Genomic DNA, 20,888 nt, shown 5'->3' on the forward strand with positions numbered 1-20,888 from the left:
TAGGGCTACGGTTTTAGGGGATTTCAACGAGGTCATGGCAGGACTGCGATGACATGTTTGAAGCCGGTTTCCTGACAGCAGCGACCCCATTTGTACACTGGCGCTGCGGCGCTTGGCAAACAAGCCGGACGGGCGCCGGAGGACAAACGGCGTTTTATTGGCCAGCGTGCAATTGATTTCGTGTGTCTGTCATCGGATGTGAGATTTCTTAATGCAAGGGCCTGGGTTATAAATGAACCCTTAGACGCAGGAGCCCCGAAATGGATTCGAAAGAGCAACAACTGATGGAACTGCTGGGGCTGACGGCACGCTCCCTGACGCACCTGACCGCTTCGGTGACCTCCATGTCATTCGAATTGTTGCGCAGCGAAGACGAAGTGACCAAGGCTGCCGGCCGCCGCATGATCGACCGCATGGCTACCATCAGCAGCGGCCTCGACGAACATTGGCGATTGATCGGCGAGTTGACCGGAGTGCCCATCGCTCAGGAACAAGTGGAAACCGTCGAGGAAATCCAGCTGCTGGCGCCGCCTCCCGAGCACCCCTGAAATCGGTTGGCCTGATGCCCGGCGATTCACAGGACGAACGTCGCTGGCGCGGTGGAGGATCCCGCGCCATAGTTTTGTTCCCGCGGCCGAAAGTGCCCGCTACGAATAAAACAGAGACTGGCCATGACCAAGACTCTTCATCACCGTGCGTGCCATCTATGTGAGGCCATCTGTGGCCTGACGCTCGAAACCACCGAAACTGAAGGCCAAGGCCTGGCGATCACCTCGATCAAGGGCGATCCGCTGGACAGTTTCAGCCGTGGGCACATCTGTCCCAAGGCCGTCGCCCTGCAAGATATCCAGAATGATCCGGACCGGCTGCGCCAACCCATGCAGCGAGTCGGCGGCGAGTGGCAGCCGATTGCCTGGGATGACGCTTTCGCCCTGGTCGCCGAACGCCTGGCGGCAATCCAGGAGCGCCACGGCCAGAACGCGGTGGGCGTGTACCAGGGCAACCCCAGCGTGCATAACTATGGGTTGATGACCCATAGCAACTATTTCCTCGGCCTGCTGAAGACACGCAGTCGCTTCTCGGCGACGTCGGTGGACCAACTGCCCCATCACCTGACCAGTCACCTGATGTACGGTCACGGCCTGCTGCTGCCGATACCGGACATTGACCATACCGATTTCATGTTGATCCTGGGAGGCAATCCCCTGGCTTCCAACGGCAGCATCATGACCGTGCCGGACGTCGAGAAGCGCCTCAAGGCAATCCAGGCCCGTGGCGGCAAAGTCGTGGTTGTCGATCCACGGCGCAGCGAAACGGCGGCGATTGCCGACCAGCATGTTTTCGTGCGTCCCGGTGGCGATGCCGCGCTGCTGTTTGGCCTGCTCAATACGCTGTTCAGCGAAGGTCTGAGCCGCGACAGCCATTTGCCGGTGGACGGCCTCGAAGAGGTGCGCCAGGCCGTGGCAGGTTTTACCGCCGAGGTGATGAGCCCCCTCTGTGCGGTGCCGGCGCCGCAGATCCGGCAGTTGGCCCGCGACTTTGCCGCCGCGCCTTCAGCGGTCTGCTACGGCAGAATGGGCGTGTCCACCCAGGCGTTCGGCACGTTATGCCACTGGCTGATCCAAGTGATCAATCTGGTCACCGGCAACCTCGATCGGGTGGGCGGGGCATTGTGCACCGAGCCGGCGGTGGACCTGGTGGCGACCACCTCGGGTGGCCATTTCAACCGTTGGCAGAGCCGGGTGTCCGGGCGTCCCGAATATGCCGGCGAGCTGCCCGTGTCGACCTTGGCCGAAGAAATGCTGACCGAGGGCGACGGGCAGATTCGTGCGCTGGTCACCGTGGCCGGCAACCCGGTACTGTCCACGCCCAACGGGCGGCAGCTCGAACAGGCGCTGGATGGGCTGGAGTTCATGGTCAGCATCGATTTGTACATCAACGAGACCACGCGTTATGCCGATCTGATCCTGCCATCGACTTCGGCTTTGGAAAACGATCACTACGACACCACGTTCAACCTGTTCGCGGTGCGTAACGTCAGCCGTTTCAATCGGGCGATCCTGCCCAAGCCCGAAGGGGCACTGCACGATTGGGAGATTTTTGTCGGCCTGGCCAAGGCCTTCGCCGCGCGGACTGGCAAGGAACTCAAGCCGACCATGCCGCCCGCGCAAATGATTGATTTTGGCCTGCGCGCTGGAAGGTATGGGGATGCCTCGCCACACAAGTTGTCGCTGGCGACGCTGTTCGACCATCCCCACGGCATTGACCTCGGTGCGCTCAAGCCCAACCTGACGACGCGCTTGAAAACCGAAAATGGCCGCGTGCAGGCCGCGCCGGCGGTGATCCTCGCGGATCTGGCGCGCTTTGCCGCGCTGCGAGCGCCGGCATCGGACGAGTTGCTGATGATTGGCCGTCGGCATGTGCGCAGCAACAATTCCTGGATGCATAACTTTCATCGACTGGTGAAGGGCAAGCCGCGCCATCAGTTGCTGATGCATCCTGAAGACCTCGCCAGTCGCGGTTTAGTCGATGGCCAGCGCGTGCAGGTCAGTTCACGGGTGGGCGTGATCGAAGTGGAGGTGCAAGGCAGCCTGGACATGATGAAAGGCGTGGTCAGCCTTCCCCATGGCTGGGGCCACGCCCGACCGGGCGTGCAGATGACGATCGCCAGCGGCCAGCCTGGTTCCAGCGCCAACGACCTGACCGATGAATGTCAGCTCGATGAGTTGTCCGGCAATGCGGCGCTTAATGGGGTTCCGGTGAAAGTGGCGGCTGCGTAGAATTGTCCTTGGGCCGGACCGAGCAGGGTGCTCGGCTTTCCGTTACAATGCGCCACCGTGTCGACATCTGTAGTCGCAAAGTTCAAGCCGAGGTGCTCCGTGGATATCATCGAAACGATCAAAGACCAGATTGCCAACAACACTATCCTGCTCTACATGAAAGGCTCGCCGAATGCCCCTCAGTGCGGCTTCTCGGCCAAGGCTGCTCAGGCGGTGATGGCGTGTGGCGAGAAGTTCGCTTACGTGGACATCCTGCAGAACCCGGAAATCCGCGCCAATCTGCCCAAGTACGCCAACTGGCCAACCTTTCCACAGTTGTGGGTTGGCGGTGAACTGATCGGCGGCAGCGACATCATGACCGAGATGGCCGCGGACGGTTCGCTGCAGTCCACGATCAAGGCAGCTGTGGAAGCAGCGGCGGCGAACAAGACCGAAGCCTGATTCACCCCAAACCAATGTGGGAGCGAGCCTGCTCGCGATGAGGGCGTGTCAGTCAATTTGATGGTGACTGACACACCGCTATCGCGAGCAGGCTCGCTCCCACAAGGAATCTAGGTGAGCCTGGAATCCAGGCAATAAAAAGCCCCGCCTCTCGAAAGAGGGCGGGGCTTTTTAGTGGCCTGCTACTAGAGAAGCTTATTCTTCGCCCATCTGCGACTGCAGGTAGTTCTCCAGACCGATCTTGTCGATCAGGCCCAACTGGGTTTCCAGCCAGTCGATGTGCTCTTCTTCGGACTCGAGGATATCCTCGAGCAACTCGCGACTGCCGAAGTCACCGACGGTTTCGCAATGGGCGATGGCGGCTTTCAGGTCGGCGTGGCCGGTGCGTTCGATGCGCAGGTCGCATTCGAGCATTTCCCGGGTGTGTTCGCCGATGTGCAGCTTGCCCAGGTCCTGGACGTTCGGCAGGCCTTCGAGGAACAGGATGCGCTTGATCAGCTTGTCCGCGTGTTTCATCTCGTCGATGGATTCGTGGTACTCGTGCTTGCCCAGCTTGTTCAGGCCCCAATCCTCATACATGCGCGCATGCAGGAAGTATTGATTGATCGCGACCAGCTCATTGGCGAGGATCTTGTTGAGATGCTGGATGACTGTAATGTCGCCTTTCATGGTGAGGGCCTGCCCTGTAATAGCTGTGTATACGGCAGAGTTTGAGCCGCGCAATTACCAGTGTCAAACCTAAGTTATTGAATAATAAATGAAAATTAATCGGAATAAGAATGTTTGTGTTCCGCGTCTGGAAGCTAAGCACTTGATTTACCGGCATAAAAAAACCGGACATTGAGTCCGGTTCTTCAAAAAGCTGGATTTATGCGGCAGTAAATTCTACCGGATAAGGGATCGAGGCCTGGGCGGTCTGCACTTTGGCCAGGGTTTCACGCACCACTTCCTTGGCAAGGCAGGCACATTTACCGCATTGGCTGGCTACGCCGGTGGCCTGGCGGACTTCCCGATAACTGCAGCAACCTTCATAGATCGCTTCGCGGATCTGTCCGTCGGTGACGCCAGTGCAGAGGCATACATACATAAGTGAGAACCGTCGCTGGTTGTGACTCAATTGAGACGGATCTTAATGTTAACGAGAATGATTGTCAAAGTGGTTTCTGATAGTCCCTGCCTTGAGCTGCCTCGGTCTGACGAACGGTTTTTTCCCGGTGGGCCATGAGACGTCGCGGATTTCCGTGATCCCCGAAAAACCGTTGAGGACAGTCCAAACGCGCGGTGTATGATGGTCGGTCCTTGCAAAGCGGGTTCGTGTCACAGGGCTGTCGCCTGAGGGTGGCAGGCTGGCGCGGACCCGGTTTTCACGTTACTACACCAGGAGATATCCAATGAGCGTACTCGTAGGCAAACAAGCCCCTGACTTCACCGTTCCAGCCGTCCTCGGCAACGGCGAAATCGTCGACAGCTTCACCCTGTCCTCGGCCATCAAAGGCAAATACGGCCTGGTGTTCTTCTACCCGCTGGACTTCACCTTCGTCTGCCCGTCCGAGCTGATCGCACTGGATCACCGCATGGACGACTTCAAGGCGCGCAACGTTGAAGTGGTCGCGGTTTCGATCGACTCGCACTTCACCCACAACGCCTGGCGCAACACCCCGATCAACAACGGCGGGATCGGCCCGGTGAAGTACACCATGGCCGCTGACATGAAGCACGAAATCGCCAAGGCCTACGACGTTGAGTCCGAAGGCGGCGTGGCCTTCCGTGGCGCGTTCCTGATCGACGACAAAGGCGTGGTCCGTTCGCAGATCATCAACGACCTGCCGCTGGGCCGTAACATGGAAGAGCTGATCCGTCTGGTCGACGCTCTGCAATTCCACGAAGAGCACGGCGAAGTCTGCCCGGCCAACTGGAAAAAAGGCGACAAGGGCATGACCGCATCGCCTGAAGGCGTAGCGGCTTACCTGGGCGAACACAGCGACAAGCTGTAAGCGCACTCAGGCATAAAAAAACCGGCCCTTGATGGGCCGGTTTTTTATGGGCGGGTTATAAGCTGCAACGCAGGACTTTTCGCACTGAACACCGTGGCGAGGGAGCTTGCTCCCGCTCGACTGCGCAGCGGTCGCAGGCTTTTGGGGCCGCTACGCAGCCCAGCGGGAGCAAGCTCCCTCCCACAAGAGCACTGGAGTCAGTGCCGATATCAGTCGTCGAAATCCTGCCAGCCGCCCATTTCCTTCCAGCGATTGACGATGCCGCAGAACAGTTCGGCAGTCTTCTCGGTGTCATAGCGGGCCGAGTGGGCTTCGCGGCCGTCGAAATCGATGTCGGCGGCCTGGCAGGCCTTGGCCAATACGGTCTGGCCGTACGCCAGGCCGGCCAGGGTCGCCGTATCGAAGCTGGAAAACGGGTGGAATGGGTTGCGCTTCATGTCCAATCGCGCAACGGCGGCGTTAAGGAAGCCCAGGTCGAAGCTGCTGTTGTGACCGACCAGGATCGCGCGCTTGCAACCGTTGGCCTTCAGGGCCTTGCGCACGCCACGAAAGATATCGGTCAGTGCCGTTTCCTCGCTGACCGCCATGCGCAGCGGGTGGTCGAGCTTGATCCCGGTGAATTCCAGCGCGGCTGCTTCGATGTTGGCGCCTTCGAACGGTTCAACGCGGAAGAAATAAGTGTGGTCCGGGAAAACAAAACCTTTTTCGTCCATGCCGATGGTGGTCGCGGCGATTTCCAGCAACGCATCGGTGGCCGAGTTGAAACCGCCGGTTTCTACGTCGACCACGACCGGCAGGTAACCCCGGAAACGGGCTGCCATGGGGTGGCGAGCGCCGCCGGAACCACCGTTGCCGTCCAGTTCGTCGTCGAAATGATCTTCACTCACGCGTTTTCCTCCAGCAGGCGCCAGCGCAGTTTTTCACCGGCGCGCAGCGGGATGACAGTCTGTTCGCCAAACGGCAGGCTGGCGGGGGCAGTCCACTCGTCGCGGACCAGGGTAATGCTATCGGTGTTCACCGGCAGGCCATAGAAACGCGGACCGTGCAGGCTGGCAAAACCTTCGAGCCTGTCCAGCGCGTTGCGCTGCTCGAACGCTTCGGCGTACATCTCGATGGCGGCATAGGCGGTGTAGCAACCGGCGCAACCGCAGGCGGCTTCCTTGGCATGGCGGGCATGGGGCGCCGAGTCCGTGCCGAGGAAAAACTTCGCGCTGCCGCTGGTGGCGGCGTCGAGCAAGGCTTCCTGGTGGGTGTTGCGCTTGAGGATCGGCAGGCAATAGAAGTGCGGCCGGATCCCGCCCACCAGCATGTGGTTGCGGTTGTAAAGCAGGTGATGCGCGGTAATGGTCGCGCCGACGTTGGCCGGGGCCTCGTTGACGAACTGCACGGCATCGCCGGTGGTGATGTGTTCGAACACCACCTTGAGCGTCGGGAAACGCTCCACGACGCGGCGCATGTGCTCGTCGATGAAAATTTTCTCGCGGTCGAACACGTCGACATCGCTGCGGGTGACTTCACCGTGGATCAGCAACGGCATCCCGACCTCGGCCATCGCTTCGAGCGCCGGGAAGATCTTGTCGATGCTGGTGACGCCGGAGTCCGAATTGGTGGTGGCACCGGCCGGGTACAATTTGGCCGCGTGGACGAAGCCGCTGGCCTTGGCCTCGCGGATTTCTTCGGGCTGGGTGCGGTCGGTGAGGTAAAGCACCATCAGCGGTTCGAAGCGGCTGCCGGCCGGGCGTGCGGCCAGGATGCGCTGGCGATAGCCATCGGCCTCGACAGCGTTGCGTACGGGCGGAACCAGGTTAGGCATGATGATGGCGCGCCCGAAGGTGCGCGCGACATCGGCGACGGTATGGGTCAACACAGCACCATCGCGAAGATGAATATGCCAGTCGTCGGGACGCAGCAGGGTCAGGCGGTCGGACATTGGGGGGCTTCCAGGCGGGTCAAACTCTGGGGAATGCTACCGGAAAAGACCGATGCGGGCACCCGCTATCAAGTTTTGCCACAAGTTACCGATAGCCCCTTCAGGTGTGCCACGAATCCGTGCGGTGTCTCGTACAGGCGTCATGCCCGGTGTTTTTCGATTTCCGTAAGTAAAAAGCCAGTGGAGCCTCCCGTGCGCCAGCGTTATCTAGCCTTGCTCAGCTTGTTTGCCAGCCTTCCTGCGATGGCGCTCACGTTCCAGACTCGTCTGGAGAGCATCGAGTGGACGGTCGAAGGCGACAAGTTCGAGTGCCGGCTGAGCCAGCCGATCGCCGATTTTGGTAGCGGCGAGTTCGTCCGCCGGGCGGGCGAGCAGGCCACGTTCCGACTCAAGGCCTACAACCCGGTGCTGGGTGGCGGTTCCGCGACGCTGCTGGCGGCCGCTGCGCCGTGGCAACCGGGGCGGGGCGACATCAACCTGGGGTCGGTCAGAATCGGCAGCGGCGACGTGTTGTTCAACAGCTCCCAAGTCCAGGCGGGACGCCTGATCAGTGGGTTGATGGAAGGGCGCAGCCCCGTGGTCCGGCGTAATGCCGAGGATGGCCGGGTGTCGGAAGTTCGCCTGTTGCCTGTGCGCTTCAACAAGGCCTTCAGCGACTACCAGGGCTGCGTGGCGAAACTGTTGCCGAAGAATTTCGAGCAGATCAAGCAGACCCAGATCGGCTTTCCTGGCGAGGGGGTTGAGCTCGACGCCCAGGCCAAGGCTCAATTGCAGGTCATGCTCGACTTCATCAAGGCTGACCCGAGCGTCAACCATGTCGAACTCGATGGGCATTCCGACAACAGCGGCAACCGCTTGACCAATCGTGAGCTGTCGCGCCGCCGTGCGCTGGCGGTCATGGATTTCTTCAAGGCCAATGGCTTCCAGGAATCGCAGTTCACTGTGCGTTTCCACGGTGAGCGTTATCCGCTCGTGCCTAATAACAACGCTGCCCATCGCGCCAAGAACCGGCGTGTGGTGGTGCAACTGGATCGAGTGGCGGCCACTCAGGCGCCAGCGGCCCAGCCCACCACGCCAACCCCGCCAGCAACGCCAGCTGTGCCTGCGGCGACGCCCGCTGCGGCACCCGGCAAGGCTCCGGCGCCGGTCGCCCCCACCAAGGCCGTGGCGCCCGCAGCGGCGACTGCAAGAACTTCCTGAGGCCATTCTGATCGTCGCGCCATCGACATAATCTGTCGCTTCGTCGTCATAAGCTGTCGCGCCTCTGTAAATTATCCGCGCTGGACGTTAGACTTCCCGGCTTTCCGTACAACCCGTGGAGTGATGGCATGGCGGACGTAAACAAGGTCGTTCTGGCGTATTCCGGCGGCCTGGACACTTCGGTGATCCTCAAGTGGCTGCAGGACACTTATAACTGTGAAGTGGTGACGTTCACCGCTGACCTGGGGCAGGGCGAAGAAGTTGAGCCTGCCCGCGCCAAGGCTCAGGCCATGGGCGTCAAGGAGATTTACATCGATGACCTGCGCGAAGAGTTCGTCCGCGACTTCGTGTTCCCGATGTTCCGCGCCAACACTGTTTACGAAGGCGAGTACCTGCTGGGTACCTCCATCGCCCGTCCGCTGATCGCCAAGCGCCTGATCGAAATCGCCAACGAAACCGGCGCCGACGCCATTTCCCACGGTGCTACCGGCAAGGGCAACGACCAGGTACGTTTCGAGCTGGGCGCCTATGCCCTCAAGCCGGGCGTCAAAGTCATCGCCCCGTGGCGCGAGTGGGACCTGCTGTCCCGTGAAAAACTGATGGACTACGCCGAGAAGCATGCGATCCCGATCGAGCGTCACGGCAAGAAAAAATCCCCGTATTCGATGGATGCCAACCTGCTGCACATCTCCTACGAAGGCGGCGTGCTGGAAGACACCTGGACCGAGCACGAAGAAGACATGTGGCGTTGGACCGTCTCCCCCGAGAAGGCTCCCGATACCCCACAATACCTTGAGCTGACCTATCGCAACGGCGATATCGTTGCCCTCGACGGCGTGGAAATGAGCCCGGCCACCGTCCTCGCGACGTTGAACCGTATCGGCGGCGAACACGGCATCGGTCGCCTGGACATCGTTGAAAACCGCTATGTCGGCATGAAATCCCGTGGCTGCTACGAAACCCCCGGCGGCACCATCATGCTGCGTGCTCACCGGGCGATCGAGTCGATCACCCTGGACCGCGAAGTGGCTCACCTGAAAGACGAGTTGATGCCCAAGTACGCCAGCCTGATCTACACCGGCTACTGGTGGAGCCCGGAGCGTCTGATGCTGCAACAGATGATCGATGCTTCCCAGGCCCACGTGAACGGCGTCGTGCGCCTGAAGCTGTACAAGGGCAACGTGATCGTGACCGGGCGCAAGTCCGACGAGTCGCTATTCGATGCAAACATCGCGACCTTCGAAGAAGACGGTGGCGCCTACAACCAGGCCGACGCGGCCGGCTTCATCAAGCTCAACGCCCTGCGCATGCGCATCGCGGCGAACAAGGGTCGCAAGCTGTTCTGACCCGGCTGCTTAAAAAAGGCCTGCCCTGCGCAGGCCTTTTTTTTGCGCATTGTCTCGTCCTGAATAATGTTATTGCCGAGGAATATCATTGATCGCTTTCCCTGGTTTATAACCAAAGTAAATTTTTTGAATTGAGTAACGCAAATAGGCTTCGGAAATAACGTTATTGTGCTGCTTTCTCTTCCATGGAAGTTTTTTCTGTAGGAGGCAGGCGTTTGTGCATGAATAAATCAATTACTTTGTATGAGAAAAGTCCCACGTCTAATAACAGGTCAGGTGTGTTTTTTGCCGAAGCCGAGCTGTTATCGGGGAGCCGTGGCGCGTCAGAATCAATCCATCGCTGCGATGGAAAAAATCATGGCGCGTTATGTTACGGGTTATTTGTAGGATTTTTCTGCATTGCTTGTAAGTTTTGTCTTTCGGTGCGAACGGCTTGCTACAGCGGCATCCCACGGGTGAAATGACTACGCTATTGTGCGTGCTCTAAAAATTCGAACAGCTAAGTTGGATTTGCCCATGAATAAAGTGCTGATCGTGGATGATCACCCCGTCATTCGTCTTGCTGTACGTTTGTTAATGGAGCGCCATGGATATGAAGTCATCGCGGAAACAGACAATGGCGTCGATGCGTTACAGCTGGCGCGCGATAAAATGCCCGACATCGTTGTTCTCGATATCGGGATCCCGAAGTTGGACGGACTGGAGGTTATCGCGCGCCTGACCACCAATCCTTCGCCCCTGAAAGTGCTGGTGCTCACCTCTCAGTCGCCAGGGCATTTCTCGATGCGATGCATGCAGATGGGAGCGGCCGGTTATGTGTGCAAGCAACAGGACCTGACCGAGTTGTTGAGTGCAATTAAAGCGGTGCTCTCGGGCTACAGTTATTTTCCCAACCAGGCGTTGCATACCGTGCGTTCGAGCCTGGGCAACGCCAGCGAGTCGGATATGGTCGATCGTTTGTCCGGACGAGAGATGATGGTCCTGCAGCAGCTGGCCCGTGGGAGAACCAACAAGGAGATTGCCGACGGGATGTTCCTGAGCAACAAGACAGTGAGTACCTACAAGACCCGACTGTTGTTGAAGCTCAATGCTCGCTCACTGGTCGACCTGATCGAGCTGGCACAGCGTAACGGATTGGTGTAAGTCCACAGCCCCACGTGCTCGGTAAAAGGCCTCCGTCAGGGAGGCTTTTACGAGTCAGAGGTCAAAATCATAGTCGGCCAATTGTTTCTGCAAGCGACGCTCTTCCAGCAGGTTATCGATGGTGCGACGTTTGCTCAGGTTGGTTTTCGCCACTTCCACGACCACAGGTTCCGCATCGTCAGCCTCGACGGCGATGAAATCGTCTTCTACATCCAGTTGTTCTTTGCCAGCGCTCATGGGTTCGACTCCAGGCTAAGACTGCCATTGGCGCTCCTTATAGCGATAAACCTGCGGCGGGTAAAAAAGATTTTTTCAATCGCTCGATCAAAGAAAGCAATAGCGCCTCAATCGTCAGATGTCTTGTGCTTGTATTCGCACAGGTCTTCGATTCGGCAGCTGCCGCAACGGGGCTTTCTCGCCAGGCAGACGTAACGTCCATGGAGGATGAGCCAGTGGTGGGAATCCAGGAGGTATTCCTTGGGGACAAATTTCATCAATTTCTTTTCCACTTCCACGACATTTTTGCCCGGAGCAATCCCGGTACGGTTGCTGACGCGGAAAATGTGCGTGTCGACTGCCATCGTCAGCTGACGAAACGCGGTGTTGAGCACCACGTTGGCGGTCTTGCGGCCGACGCCTGGAAGGGCTTCCAGCTCTTCGCGGGTCTGCGGGATCTCGCCGCCATGACGCTCTATCAGCAGGCGGCAGGTCTCGATGACGTTCTTGGCCTTGCTGTTGAACAACCCGATGGTCTTGATGTATTCCGACAGCCCTTCGACCCCCAAGGCGTGGATCGCTTGCGGCGTATTGGCCACGGGAAACAGCTTGGCCGTGGCCTTGTTGACGCCGACATCGGTGGATTGGGCCGACAGGATTACCGCGATCAGCAGCTCGAAGGGCGAGGAGTAGGCTAGTTCGGTTTTCGGCTCCGGGTTGTCTTCATGAAAGCGACGGAATATTTCCAGGCGTTTTGCGGCGTTCATGGGCGCGGCGTTTCCTCTAGGGGTGGATGGGGTTTGCTGGCCGTCCAGGCCTGGTGGGCCGCCAGCAGCAGGCCGAGCAGGATGAACCCGCCCGGAGCCAGCAGGGCCAGTGGGACGCCATTGCCGATCAATTCGCGCAGGGCGCTCAGAATGGCCATCAGGAGGCCAGACTGGCCCGCAAGCCTGAGGCGGTCAGCTACCCGGGATTCGTCCACTGACGCTTGATCCAGCGCTACGCAGCTCAAGGCGATCCAGCCGAGGTAAAGGCCTGACGATGCATACCACTCCGGCAGCCAGGCCTGCGTGACCAGGCTTGCGCAAGCACTCAAGGCTGCGGCCAGCAGGATAGCGGCAACCAGCCGCTGATAAGTCGTGCAGCGTGGCCCGGCCAGCGTCATGGCCCAGCCATGGCCGAAGCTGATCAAAACCCAGGCCAGCCACACCCCCAGTGCATTCGTCAGCGAGCTGCTTGCACCCACCAAGGGCACGAGCAGCAGGCCACGGGTCAATACCGGCTTATTCATTGGCACTCGCTCCGGTCAGGTGGGCCTGGTGCTCATCGAAATAACGCAGCGCATCGTGGATCGCCTGGAGCACCGCGCGCGAGGTCACCGTCGCGCCGGCCAATTGATCGAACTGGCCCTGGTCCTTTTTCAAGGCCCAGCCATCATCGGTCGGCGCCTGGCGCGACTTTCCGGTGAATGTCCGCAGCCAGGCATTCGGCCAGTCGGCGATTACCGCGCCCAGGCCGGGTGTTTCCGACTGGCGCTGGGTTTTAACGCCAAGCAGGCGGCCGCTGGGATCGATGGCGATCATCAATTCGATGCTGCCCTCATAGCCCAACGCCTGGCTGCGCAACAGCACCGCGCTGGGCTGGCCGTTGCGGGTCGCCAGGTAACCGCCCAGCAACCGGCTGTGGCTCAACTCAACCGGCGTCGTTATGACTGGTTGCGCCAACGGCTGGTTGTCATAACGCTCGGAGGGCAATACCTCGAGCAAGGTCCTGCCGGCCAATGCTTGCCGTTGGGCTTCGATGCGTCCGGCCAGATTGATCTGCATGAGGTACGTGGCGCCGATGCCGAGGCCGGCCAGGACGATCAGGATCAGCACGCCGCCGGGTCTTTTCATGTCAGCGCTCGCCTTTGTCGTGCCTCGGCGAGACGATCCAGCGCAGGCACGCCGAGGTTCATCAGCAGCACGGCAAACGCCACGCCGTCCGGGTAGCCGCCCCAGGTACGAATCAGGTAGACCAGCGCGCCCACGCCGGCACCAAACAACAGTCGGGCGAGCGGGGCCTTGGCGCCTGACACCGGTTCGGTGACGATGAAAAATGCGCCCAGCATGGTTGCCCCAGTCAACAGATGAAACAGCGGCGAGCCATGGGAGTCCGAGCCCGAGCCGTTCCAGCACAGCAGGCTCAAGGTGAACAGGCTGGCAAGCATGCCCACCGGCGCGTGCCAACTGAACACGCGCTGTTGCAGCAGGAACAAGCCGCCGGCAAGGAAGGCCAGGTTGACCCACTCGACACCGCGTCCACCCCAACGACCGAACGCCGCATTGCTCGCGAACAGTTCGTCGACGGTCAGGCTTGTGTTGATTCGCAGACTGTCCAGCGCCGTGGCGCCGGCCCAGCCGTCGGGCGCCTGGGCAATGCCGGCGATTTGTCGCAGACCTTCGAGAAAGTCCATGTCATGGGGCGCGGGCCATTGGCTCAGGTGCTGGGGAAACGCCACCAGCACCAGGGCATACCCGAGCATCGCCGGATTGAAGGGATTGCTGCCGAGCCCGCCCCATAAATGCTTGCCGAACAGCAAGGCGCAGGCAGCGGCCGTGACGGTCAGCCACCATGGGCAATACGCCGGCAAGGCCATGGCCAGCAGCGCGGCGCTGACCAGTGCGCTGCCGTCGCTCAGGCCGGGCTTGAGGGGACGTCGTCGCAGACGCAACGCCAGCGCCTCGACAGCCAGCGCGGCGAGGGCCGACAACAGCAGGTTCAGTGCCACGCCCCAGCCATAAAACCAGACCATCGCCAGCACGCCGGGCAGCATCGCCAGCAGCACGCGTCGCATCGCTTGCCGCAGTCGCTCGTCCACCGGATCAGGGCGTAGCATGGGCGTCCACCTGCCGTTGGGCGTCTTCCACCGCTTGTTCCAGTGCCTGCAGCTGTTCGGCGGACGCCGCGGCAGCGCGGGCCTTGCCGAGTTCGGCGCGACGCATCGCCAGCTGGATCTTGGCCCGCTTCAATTCAGCACTCTGCGCCGGTGCCGGGGCGGCGGGCGCCGCGCTGCCTTCCAGTCTGGCCAGGGCCTGCTCTGCCGCTTCGAATTGGCGTTGCAGCACGATCAATTGTGATTGTTGTTCGAAGGTCGGTGGATGGCCGAACGCTTTCAAGGATTTATTCAGCTGTGCCCGACTCATGGCCAGGTCGACCTTGGCTTTTTTCAGGGCGGCGTCGGCGCTGGCGGTTTTTTGCGCGCGCACTCGTTCCAGCGCAGCCTGCACCGGATCAAATGGCTGGGCCTGGGCTGGTTGAGCGTTGCGCTGTGTTCGGGCCAGGCGCTCGGCCTGGCGCTGCTCTTCTTCGCGGCGCAGGCGCGCATTGCGCAGCTCGAAGCGGCGGCGGGCGTGATTGCGCTTGGCGGTCCGCGCCTGCTGCTCTTCGATGCTGGAGGCCAGGCCACCGATGACCGGCGTTACGGTTGCCATCGGCAGTGGGCGCATCTCGATGCAATCCACCGGACAAGGCGCCACGCAGAGGTCGCAGCCGGTGCACTCATCGATGAGGACGGTGTGCATCAGCTTGGCCGCGCCAACAATCGCGTCCACCGGGCACGCCTGGATGCACTTGGTGCAGCCGATGCATTCGGCTTCATGGATGTATGCGATCTGCGCCGGGGCCGAGCCACGGCTGGCGTCCAGTTCGAGTACCGGCACGGTCATCAGCTCGGCCAGGGCAGCGATGGTTTCGCGTCCACCGGGGGGGCACTTGTTGATCGGTTCGCCCTGGGCGATGCCTTCGGCGTAAGGCTTGCAGCCGGGATGGCCGCACTTGCCGCATTGGGTCTGCGGTAGCAGGGCATCGATACGTTGAATCAGGTTCATGTCTTGACCAACCCGCGCAATCCGAGAAATGCCACCGCCATCAATCCGACGCTGATCAACTGGATTGGCAGGCCCCGAAAAGGCAAGGGAATATCGTTATCCTGGACTCGCTGGCGCAAGTCCTCGAACAGGCTCAGCACCAGCCAGAAACCCAGCCCGGCGCCCAGGCTGAAGGCCATGGCCTGGCCCAGGCCCTGGTCGTTCCGGCTGTTGAGCAGCGTGACGCCCAGTACGCCGGCATTGCCGAGCAGCAGCGGCCACAAGCCATCGAACGGCTGCGACGGCAGCCAATGCGTCAGCAGGCGCAGCAACGGGCTGATCAGCAGCACGCTCAGGGGCAGCCATACGAACAACCGTAGCGATGTCAGCTGCGCCGGAACCAGCAGCCAGCGGTCGAGCAGATAACCGAGGGCCCCGACAACCAGCATCAGGCAGGCTGTCGCCAGGCCCAGTGCATGTACCCGGCTCCTCCCCTTGGCCGCCAGCAGCGGATCGACGCCCAGCGGCCAGTGCAACACGAGGTTGTTGATCAGGGCAGCGCTGAACAGCGAGAGAAGAATGTCAGTCATGGGCATGGGGCAACAGGGGAGCCGGTTGAAAGATCAGGCATTATCCGGCACGCCGCGAGGGCGGGCCAGATATGAAAATCCCACAGCCGCTCGACAGCGACTGTGGGATCGGTGCAGCGTGCAGTCGCGTTATTTGATCCGCTGACCCGGCTTGGCGCCGCTGTCGGGGCTCAGCAGGTAGATTTCTTCGCCGCCAGGACCGGCCGCCATGACCATGCCTTCGGATATGCCAAAGCGCATTTTGCGTGGCTTGAGGTTGGCGATCATCATCGTCAGCCGGCCCTCGAGCTTGGCCGGATCCGGGTAGGCGCTCTTGATGCCGGAGAACACGTTGCGCTGCTCATCGCCGATGTCCAGGGTCAGGCGCAACAGTTTGTCGGCGCCTTCCACGGCTTCAGCCTTGACGATCAGCGCCACGCGCAGGTCGATGGCGGCGAAGGCATCGAAATCGATTTCCGGCGACAGCGGGTCCTTGGTCAGCTCGCCGTTGCCAGCAGGGGCACCGGTGTCGGTCTGGCTGGCGGCCAGGTCTTCCTTGGACGCGTCGATCATGGCCTGGACCTTGGCCGGGTCGATGCGGGTCATCAACGGCTTGAACGCGTTCAGTTGATGGTTGCTCAGCAGGGTCTGGTGGTCGTTCCAGGTCAGCGGCGCAACGTTCAGGAACGCTTCGGCATCGGCGGCCAGCAACGGCAGCACCGGCTTGAGGAAAATCACCAACTGGCGGAACAGATTGATGCCCAAGGCGCAGATGGCCTGGACTTCGTCCTGCTTGCCGTCCTGCTTGGCCAGCGACCATGGGGCCTTGTCGGCGATCCAGGCGTTGGCGCGGTCGGCCAGGGCCATGATTTCACGCATGGCGCGGGCAAAGTCGCGGCTCTCGTAGGCCTCGGCGATGCTTGGCGCGGCAGCCAGGAAAGCGTCGGTGAGTTCCGGCGCGGCGTTACCCGCCACCAGCACGCCGGCGTTGCCCTTGTGGATGAACCCGGCGCAACGGCTGGCGATGTTGACGACCTTGCCCACCAGGTCGGAGTTGACCTTCTGCACGAAGTCCTCGAGGTTCAGGTCGAGGTCGTCGACGCCACGGCCGAGCTTGGCCGCGTAGTAGTAGCGCAGGTATTCCGGCGACAGGTGATCCAGGTACGTCCGCGCCTTGATGAAGGTGCCACGGGACTTGGACATCTTCTGGCCGTTGACGGTCAGGTAGCCGTGGACATTGATGCCGGTCGGCTTGCGGAAACCGGCGCCTTCGAGCATGGCGGGCCAGAACAGCGCGTGGAAATTGACGATGTCCTTGCCGATGAAGTGATACACCTCGGCCATGGAGTCCTTGGCCCAGAACGCGTCGAAGTCCAGCTCCGGGGTGCGATCGCAAAGGTTCTTGAAGCTCGCCATGTAGCCGATGGGCGCGTCCAGCCATACATAGAAGTATTTGCCGGGCTCGCCAGGAATTTCGAAGCCGAAATACGGCGCATCGCGGGAGATGTCCCATTCCTGCAAACCGGAGTCGAGCCATTCGGCGAGCTTGTTGGCCACCGCGTCGTGCAGCGTGCCGCTGCGGGTCCAGGTCTGCAGCATCTCCTGGAAATCCGGCAGCTTGAAGAAGAAGTGCTGGGAATCCCTGAGTACCGGCGTCGCGCCGGAAATCGCCGATTTCGGGTCTTTCAGGTCGGTCGGTGCGTAGGTGGCGCCGCATTTTTCGCAGTTGTCGCCGTACTGGTCTTCGGTGCCGCATTTGGGGCAGGTGCCCTTGATGAAGCGGTCGGCCAGGAACATTTTCTTTTCCGGGTCGAAATATTGGGTGACCGAACGGGTGGCGATATGCCCGGCGTCACGCAGCTTCAGGTAGATCTGGCTCGACAGCTCACGGTTTTCTTCGGCGTGAGTGGAGTGGAAGTTGTCGAAGTCCACCAGGAACTCGGCAAAGTCGGCGCTGTGTTCAGCCTGGACATTGGCGATCAGTTGTTCCGGGGTGATGCCTTCCTTTTCCGCGCGCAACATGATGGCCGAACCGTGGGCGTCGTCGGCGCAGACGTAGATGCACTGGTTGCCGCGATGCTTCTGAAAGCGCGTCCACATATCGGTCTGGATGTATTCCAGCATATGGCCAAGGTGAATCGAACCATTGGCATAGGGCAGGGCGCTGGTGACGAGAATCTTGCGTGGCTCGGACATGGGGCTCGGCTACTTGATGAAACGGAGGTCGGCCACTATAAAGCGCCGGGAAATATATTTCACCCCGCGGGCCTGTTTCCCGCCGAATCCGTGGCGAGGGAGCTTGCTCCCGCCGGGGGGCGAAGCCGCCCCAAAAATGGTTCTATGCCCTTGCTGGTCGACAGCGTCGGCTTCATTGCGACTGCTGCGCAGCCGAGCGGGAGCAAGGTCCCTCGCCACAAGAGCGGTCGTCGCTTTTAATCGGGTCGCCACGCGAGAGCGTGCGGCGTAGGATAGCGGCCTGTTTTCAAGTCTTGTTATCGGAGTTGCCCATGAGCGCCGTCAATCGCGCAGCGGTGGAAGCCGTCCTTCGCCAGTACACCGACCCCTACCTGAGCCAGGATCCGGTCAGCGCCGGATGCGTGCGAGCCATCGATATCCAAGGCGATCGTGTCAGCGTCGAACTGGAGATCGGTTATGCCGCCGATCTGTTCAAGAATGGTTGGGCGCAAATGCTGCAGATGGCGGTCGAAGGCCTGGACGGCGTGGCGAGCGCCAAAGTCCAGGTCACCAGCGTGATTTCCGCCCACAAGGCCCAAGCCCAGGTGCCGGGCTTGGCGAACGTCAAGAACGTCATCGCCGTGGCCTCGGGCAAGGGCGGCGTAGGCAAGTCCACCACCGCCGCCAACCTGGCGCTGGCCCTGGCTCGCGAAGGGGCGAAGGTCGGTATCCTCGACGCGGATATCTACGGTCCGAGCCAAGGCATCATGTTCGGCATCGCCGAAGGCACCCGACCGCAGGTCAAGGACCAGAAGTGGTTCGTACCGCTGCAATCCCATGGCGTGGAGGTCATGTCCATGGCCTTCCTCACCGATGACAACACACCAATGGTCTGGCGCGGGCCGATGGTCTCCGGCGCCTTGCTGCAACTGGTCACGCAAACCGCCTGGGGCGACCTGGATTACCTGGTGATCGACATGCCGCCGGGAACTGGCGACATCCAGCTGACCCTCGCGCAGAAAGTCCCGGTGGCCGGCGCGGTGATCGTTACCACGCCCCAGGACCTGGCCCTGCTGGATGCGCGCAAGGGTGTGGAGATGTTCCGCAAGGTGAACATCCCGGTACTGGGCGTGGTGGAAAACATGGCCGTGCACATCTGCTCGAACTGTGGACACGCCGAGCATCTGTTCGGTGAAGGCGGCGGTGAAAAACTGGCGACCCAGTACGGTGTCGAGTTGCTGGCTTCGTTGCCGCTGTCGATGGTGATCCGCGAGCAGGCCGACGGCGGCAAGCCGACCGTCATCGCCGAGCCGGACAGCCAGATCGCCATGGTCTATCAGGAGCTGGCCCGCCACGTGGGCGCGCGGATCGTGTTGCAGGAGGCTGCGTCGCCGGCGATGCCGAACATTACTATCAGCGATGATTGAATAAGCGGTAACACATCCCATTGTGGGAGCGAGCTTGCTCCGGGCGGCGATCCGACGATAGCGGTCTTACATTCAACATTGATGCAAACTGACCCGACGCCATCGCGAGCAAGCTCGCTCCCACATTTTTGGGTCAGTCCATTTTGTTATGCGATGGGGTTTAGATCCGCAACCCGCCATCCATCTCCAGGATCCGCCCGGTGTAGTAGTCGTTCTCGAAGATATACGCCGCCGAGTGCGCAATCTCTTCGGGCTTGCCCATGCGCTTGAGCGGAATTCCCGAGGTCATTTTTTCGAGGGCTTCGGGTTTCATGCCCAGGGTCATTTCGGTTTCGATGAAGCCCGGAGCAATCCCCGCCACGCGGATGCCGTAGCGCGCCAGTTCCTTGGCCCAGGTCACGGTAGCGGCCGCGACGCCGGCCTTGGCCGCCGAATAGTTGGTCTGGCCGACATTGCCGGCGCGGGAGATCGAGGAAATATTGATGATCGCGCCGTTGTTCTTCAGCTCGACCATTTTTGCCGCCACTTCGCGGGTGCACAGGAATACACCGGTGAGGTTGACGTCGATCACCGCCTGCCACTGGGCCAGACTCATCCTGGTCATTTCACCGTCCTTGACCTTGAGCAGCAGGCCGTCGCGCAGGATACCGGCATTGTTGATCAGCCCGTGGATCGCGCCGAAGTCCTCGGCCACCCGGGCAACCATGTCGATCACCTGATCTTCATTGGCCACGTTGCACAGGTACGCACGCGCCTCGACGCCCTTGGCGGCGCAGGCGGCGACCGCCTCGTCGAGTTTTTCCTGATTGAGGTCCACCAGCGCGAGCTTTGCACCCTTGCCGGCGAAATACTCGGCCATGGAGCGACCCAGGCCCTGGCAACCGCCGGTGATAATGATTACTTTGTCAGTGAGTTGCATTCTCATGTCCAGGTGGCGCAGCGGTGGAGGGGTTGGGCGCGTCTCGATTTGCAGCGCGGCTGCGCGAGCAAACAGGCCCGAAGGTGCGTCAGAACATTACTCCACTCAACCGACCGTTTTCTAGACGAATTTTATTAAAGGAGTCATAAATTGAGCGTTGAAGCTGCCAAGCATGCCCGCGAACTGCTGCTCAAGGAATATCGGGGCATGCTCTCCACCCATTCCAAATCGATGCCCGGCTTTCCGTTCGGCTCCGTTGTGCCGTATTGCCTGGACGCGCAAGGCCTGCCGCTGATACTCATCAGCCGCATCGCCCAGCACACCCACAATCTGCAAAAAGACCCTAAATGCTCAATGCTGGTGGGAGAGCGGGGCGCCGAGGATGTTCAGGCCGTCGGGCGCCTGACCTATCTGGCCGAGGCGCAGAAGCTGGAGGACAGCGCCGCCATCGAGGCCGCCGCCGAGCGTTATTACCGCTATTTCCCCGAATCGCAGAACTACCATAAGGCCCACGATTTCGATTTCTGGGTTCTCCACCCGGTGCGCCATCGTTATATCGGCGGCTTCGGCGCGATTCACTGGATCGACCAGATCACCCTGGCCAATCCCTTTGCCGGCAAAGCCGAGGCGGGCATGGTCGAACACATGAATGCCGACCATGCCAAAGCCATCGCCCACTACGTCGAATTGAGTGGCCTGCCAAAAAACCAACCCGCGCGATTGGTCGGTATCGACAGCGAAGGCATGCACCTGCGCATTGGGCAAGGCCTGCACTGGTTGCCGTTTGCGGGGCCTTGCAATACCCCGACACAAGTGCGCGAAGCCTTGGTTTACTTGGCTCACGCCGAGCAATGGCCAAAAAATGCCGAGGTTGATGCTTGAATTCACGAAAGGGCGACG

At 60.8% G+C, this 20,888-nt stretch carries 22 protein-coding genes; 9 read left to right on the forward strand and 13 right to left on the reverse strand.

From position 1 onward, the window contains the following. The first annotated feature begins 260 nt into the window (after positions 1–260). From J3P97_RS05685 to grxD, 3 genes are all read left to right on the forward strand, one after another. Entirely contained in the window at positions 261–548 is a 288-nt protein-coding gene (locus J3P97_RS05685) for a hypothetical protein (protein WP_305496360.1), read from the forward strand. Between the two features lie 123 nt (positions 549–671). Next, the gene (locus J3P97_RS05690) at positions 672–2,780 is read left to right on the forward strand and encodes a molybdopterin oxidoreductase family protein (RefSeq protein ID WP_434569604.1); all 2,109 of its coding nucleotides are present in this window, start codon (positions 672–674) and stop codon (positions 2,778–2,780) included. Positions 2,781–2,879: 99 nt separating this feature from the next. After that, on the forward strand, positions 2,880–3,221 hold the full coding sequence (gene grxD / locus J3P97_RS05695) for a Grx4 family monothiol glutaredoxin (protein ID WP_305496358.1): 342 nt from the start codon (positions 2,880–2,882) through the stop codon (positions 3,219–3,221). A 195-nt stretch (positions 3,222–3,416) separates the two neighbouring features. On the opposite strand, the gene bfr is transcribed toward grxD, so the two are convergent. Both bfr and J3P97_RS05705 read right to left on the reverse strand, forming a co-directional pair. Beyond that, the gene (gene bfr / locus J3P97_RS05700) at positions 3,417–3,890 is read right to left on the reverse strand and encodes a bacterioferritin (protein WP_186635709.1); all 474 of its coding nucleotides are present in this window, start codon (positions 3,888–3,890) and stop codon (positions 3,417–3,419) included. A 199-nt stretch (positions 3,891–4,089) separates the two neighbouring features. After that, positions 4,090–4,308, reverse strand: a complete 219-nt coding sequence (locus J3P97_RS05705) for a bacterioferritin-associated ferredoxin (RefSeq protein WP_003178704.1) — start codon at positions 4,306–4,308, stop codon at positions 4,090–4,092. 304 nt (positions 4,309–4,612) lie between these two features. Here J3P97_RS05705 and J3P97_RS05710 point away from each other — a divergent pair, with 304 nt between their 5' ends. Continuing rightward, positions 4,613–5,215 (forward strand): peroxiredoxin, encoded by a 603-nt coding sequence (locus J3P97_RS05710; protein ID WP_434569603.1) that lies wholly within the window; start codon positions 4,613–4,615, stop codon positions 5,213–5,215. Positions 5,216–5,424: 209 nt separating this feature from the next. On the opposite strand, the gene rnt is transcribed toward J3P97_RS05710, so the two are convergent. Together rnt and pyrC are read right to left on the reverse strand one after the other, a co-directional pair. Continuing rightward, the gene (gene rnt, locus J3P97_RS05715) at positions 5,425–6,102 is read right to left on the reverse strand and encodes a ribonuclease T (protein WP_039591753.1); all 678 of its coding nucleotides are present in this window, start codon (positions 6,100–6,102) and stop codon (positions 5,425–5,427) included. Continuing rightward, the gene (gene pyrC / locus J3P97_RS05720; protein ID WP_434569602.1) at positions 6,099–7,145 is read right to left on the reverse strand and encodes a dihydroorotase; all 1,047 of its coding nucleotides are present in this window, start codon (positions 7,143–7,145) and stop codon (positions 6,099–6,101) included. Before pyrC ends, rnt begins: the two co-directional genes overlap by 4 nt. 192 nt (positions 7,146–7,337) lie before the next feature. Between pyrC and J3P97_RS05725 the strand changes: the two genes are divergently transcribed. From J3P97_RS05725 to J3P97_RS05735, 3 genes are all read left to right on the forward strand, one after another. Then, entirely contained in the window at positions 7,338–8,345 is a 1,008-nt protein-coding gene (locus J3P97_RS05725; protein WP_434569601.1) for a flagellar protein MotY, read from the forward strand. Between the two features lie 128 nt (positions 8,346–8,473). Further along, complete coding sequence (locus J3P97_RS05730) at positions 8,474–9,691, forward strand: argininosuccinate synthase (RefSeq protein WP_003204943.1); 1,218 nt, start codon at positions 8,474–8,476, stop codon at positions 9,689–9,691. A 516-nt stretch (positions 9,692–10,207) separates the two neighbouring features. After that, positions 10,208–10,834 carry a response regulator transcription factor gene (locus tag J3P97_RS05735; protein ID WP_305496355.1) on the forward strand — a complete coding sequence of 209 codons (627 nt, stop codon included), beginning with the start codon at positions 10,208–10,210 and terminating at the stop codon, positions 10,832–10,834. A 54-nt stretch (positions 10,835–10,888) separates the two neighbouring features. Here J3P97_RS05735 and J3P97_RS05740 read toward each other — a convergent pair whose 3' ends face one another. The 8 genes from J3P97_RS05740 to metG form a co-directional block, all read right to left on the reverse strand. Next, positions 10,889–11,071, reverse strand: coding sequence for a PA3496 family putative envelope integrity protein (locus J3P97_RS05740; RefSeq protein WP_135846865.1), 183 nt, complete (start codon positions 11,069–11,071; stop codon positions 10,889–10,891). A gap of 107 nt (positions 11,072–11,178) precedes the next feature. After that, positions 11,179–11,817 carry an endonuclease III gene (gene nth, locus J3P97_RS05745; RefSeq protein ID WP_434569599.1) on the reverse strand — a complete coding sequence of 213 codons (639 nt, stop codon included), beginning with the start codon at positions 11,815–11,817 and terminating at the stop codon, positions 11,179–11,181. After that, positions 11,814–12,341 carry an Rnf-Nqr domain containing protein gene (locus J3P97_RS05750; protein ID WP_434673659.1) on the reverse strand — a complete coding sequence of 176 codons (528 nt, stop codon included), beginning with the start codon at positions 12,339–12,341 and terminating at the stop codon, positions 11,814–11,816. Before J3P97_RS05750 ends, nth begins: the two co-directional genes overlap by 4 nt. Continuing rightward, positions 12,334–12,945 (reverse strand): RnfABCDGE type electron transport complex subunit G, encoded by a 612-nt coding sequence (locus J3P97_RS05755; protein ID WP_434673660.1) that lies wholly within the window; start codon positions 12,943–12,945, stop codon positions 12,334–12,336. Before J3P97_RS05755 ends, J3P97_RS05750 begins: the two co-directional genes overlap by 8 nt. Continuing rightward, positions 12,942–13,928, reverse strand: coding sequence for an RnfABCDGE type electron transport complex subunit D (locus tag J3P97_RS05760; protein WP_434673661.1), 987 nt, complete (start codon positions 13,926–13,928; stop codon positions 12,942–12,944). Before J3P97_RS05760 ends, J3P97_RS05755 begins: the two co-directional genes overlap by 4 nt. After that, positions 13,915–14,919 (reverse strand): electron transport complex subunit RsxB, encoded by a 1,005-nt coding sequence (gene rsxB, locus J3P97_RS05765; RefSeq protein ID WP_434673662.1) that lies wholly within the window; start codon positions 14,917–14,919, stop codon positions 13,915–13,917. The genes J3P97_RS05760 and rsxB overlap by 14 nt, the downstream gene beginning before the upstream one ends. Continuing rightward, positions 14,916–15,488 (reverse strand): Rnf-Nqr domain containing protein, encoded by a 573-nt coding sequence (locus tag J3P97_RS05770; RefSeq protein ID WP_434569594.1) that lies wholly within the window; start codon positions 15,486–15,488, stop codon positions 14,916–14,918. Before J3P97_RS05770 ends, rsxB begins: the two co-directional genes overlap by 4 nt. 129 nt (positions 15,489–15,617) lie before the next feature. Continuing rightward, positions 15,618–17,663 (reverse strand): methionine--tRNA ligase, encoded by a 2,046-nt coding sequence (metG, locus tag J3P97_RS05775; RefSeq protein WP_434602976.1) that lies wholly within the window; start codon positions 17,661–17,663, stop codon positions 15,618–15,620. Positions 17,664–17,974: 311 nt separating this feature from the next. Between metG and apbC the strand changes: the two genes are divergently transcribed. Continuing rightward, a complete protein-coding gene (apbC, locus tag J3P97_RS05780; protein ID WP_434602977.1) occupies positions 17,975–19,069 on the forward strand; it encodes an iron-sulfur cluster carrier protein ApbC in 1,095 nt (364 codons plus the stop codon). A gap of 160 nt (positions 19,070–19,229) precedes the next feature. On the opposite strand, the gene J3P97_RS05785 is transcribed toward apbC, so the two are convergent. After that, entirely contained in the window at positions 19,230–19,988 is a 759-nt protein-coding gene (locus J3P97_RS05785; RefSeq protein ID WP_434673663.1) for an SDR family oxidoreductase, read from the reverse strand. A 150-nt stretch (positions 19,989–20,138) separates the two neighbouring features. On the opposite strand from J3P97_RS05785, the gene J3P97_RS05790 reads away from it, so the two are divergent. After that, a complete protein-coding gene (locus J3P97_RS05790; RefSeq protein ID WP_434569591.1) occupies positions 20,139–20,870 on the forward strand; it encodes a HugZ family protein in 732 nt (243 codons plus the stop codon). The last annotated feature ends 18 nt before the right edge of the window (positions 20,871–20,888 follow it).

Source organism: Pseudomonas sp. R1-15 (assembly GCF_051132085.1).
Lineage (GTDB): Bacteria > Pseudomonadota > Gammaproteobacteria > Pseudomonadales > Pseudomonadaceae > Aquipseudomonas.

Excerpts from the sequence above, each read along its gene's own strand:
- J3P97_RS05770 (WP_434569594.1), bottom strand. The coding sequence starts at position 15,488 with ATGACTGACATTCTTCTCTCGCTGTTCAGCGCTGCCCTGATCAACAAC.
- J3P97_RS05755 (WP_434673660.1), bottom strand. The coding sequence starts at position 12,945 with ATGAAAAGACCCGGCGGCGTGCTGATCCTGATCGTCCTGGCCGGCCTC.
- bfr (WP_186635709.1), bottom strand. The coding sequence starts at position 3,890 with ATGAAAGGCGACATTACAGTCATCCAGCATCTCAACAAGATCCTCGCC.
- apbC (WP_434602977.1), top strand. The coding sequence starts at position 17,975 with ATGAGCGCCGTCAATCGCGCAGCGGTGGAAGCCGTCCTTCGCCAGTAC.
- nth (WP_434569599.1), bottom strand. The coding sequence starts at position 11,817 with ATGAACGCCGCAAAACGCCTGGAAATATTCCGTCGCTTTCATGAAGAC.
- J3P97_RS05690 (WP_434569604.1), top strand. The coding sequence starts at position 672 with ATGACCAAGACTCTTCATCACCGTGCGTGCCATCTATGTGAGGCCATC.
- J3P97_RS05740 (WP_135846865.1), bottom strand. The coding sequence starts at position 11,071 with ATGAGCGCTGGCAAAGAACAACTGGATGTAGAAGACGATTTCATCGCC.
- J3P97_RS05710 (WP_434569603.1), top strand. The coding sequence starts at position 4,613 with ATGAGCGTACTCGTAGGCAAACAAGCCCCTGACTTCACCGTTCCAGCC.
- J3P97_RS05785 (WP_434673663.1), bottom strand. The coding sequence starts at position 19,988 with ATGCAACTCACTGACAAAGTAATCATTATCACCGGCGGTTGCCAGGGC.
- metG (WP_434602976.1), bottom strand. The coding sequence starts at position 17,663 with ATGTCCGAGCCACGCAAGATTCTCGTCACCAGCGCCCTGCCCTATGCC.
- J3P97_RS05760 (WP_434673661.1), bottom strand. The coding sequence starts at position 13,928 with ATGCTACGCCCTGATCCGGTGGACGAGCGACTGCGGCAAGCGATGCGA.
- J3P97_RS05735 (WP_305496355.1), top strand. The coding sequence starts at position 10,208 with ATGAATAAAGTGCTGATCGTGGATGATCACCCCGTCATTCGTCTTGCT.
- pyrC (WP_434569602.1), bottom strand. The coding sequence starts at position 7,145 with ATGTCCGACCGCCTGACCCTGCTGCGTCCCGACGACTGGCATATTCAT.
- rsxB (WP_434673662.1), bottom strand. The coding sequence starts at position 14,919 with ATGAACCTGATTCAACGTATCGATGCCCTGCTACCGCAGACCCAATGC.
- J3P97_RS05750 (WP_434673659.1), bottom strand. The coding sequence starts at position 12,341 with ATGAATAAGCCGGTATTGACCCGTGGCCTGCTGCTCGTGCCCTTGGTG.
- J3P97_RS05730 (WP_003204943.1), top strand. The coding sequence starts at position 8,474 with ATGGCGGACGTAAACAAGGTCGTTCTGGCGTATTCCGGCGGCCTGGAC.
- J3P97_RS05705 (WP_003178704.1), bottom strand. The coding sequence starts at position 4,308 with ATGTATGTATGCCTCTGCACTGGCGTCACCGACGGACAGATCCGCGAA.
- J3P97_RS05685 (WP_305496360.1), top strand. The coding sequence starts at position 261 with ATGGATTCGAAAGAGCAACAACTGATGGAACTGCTGGGGCTGACGGCA.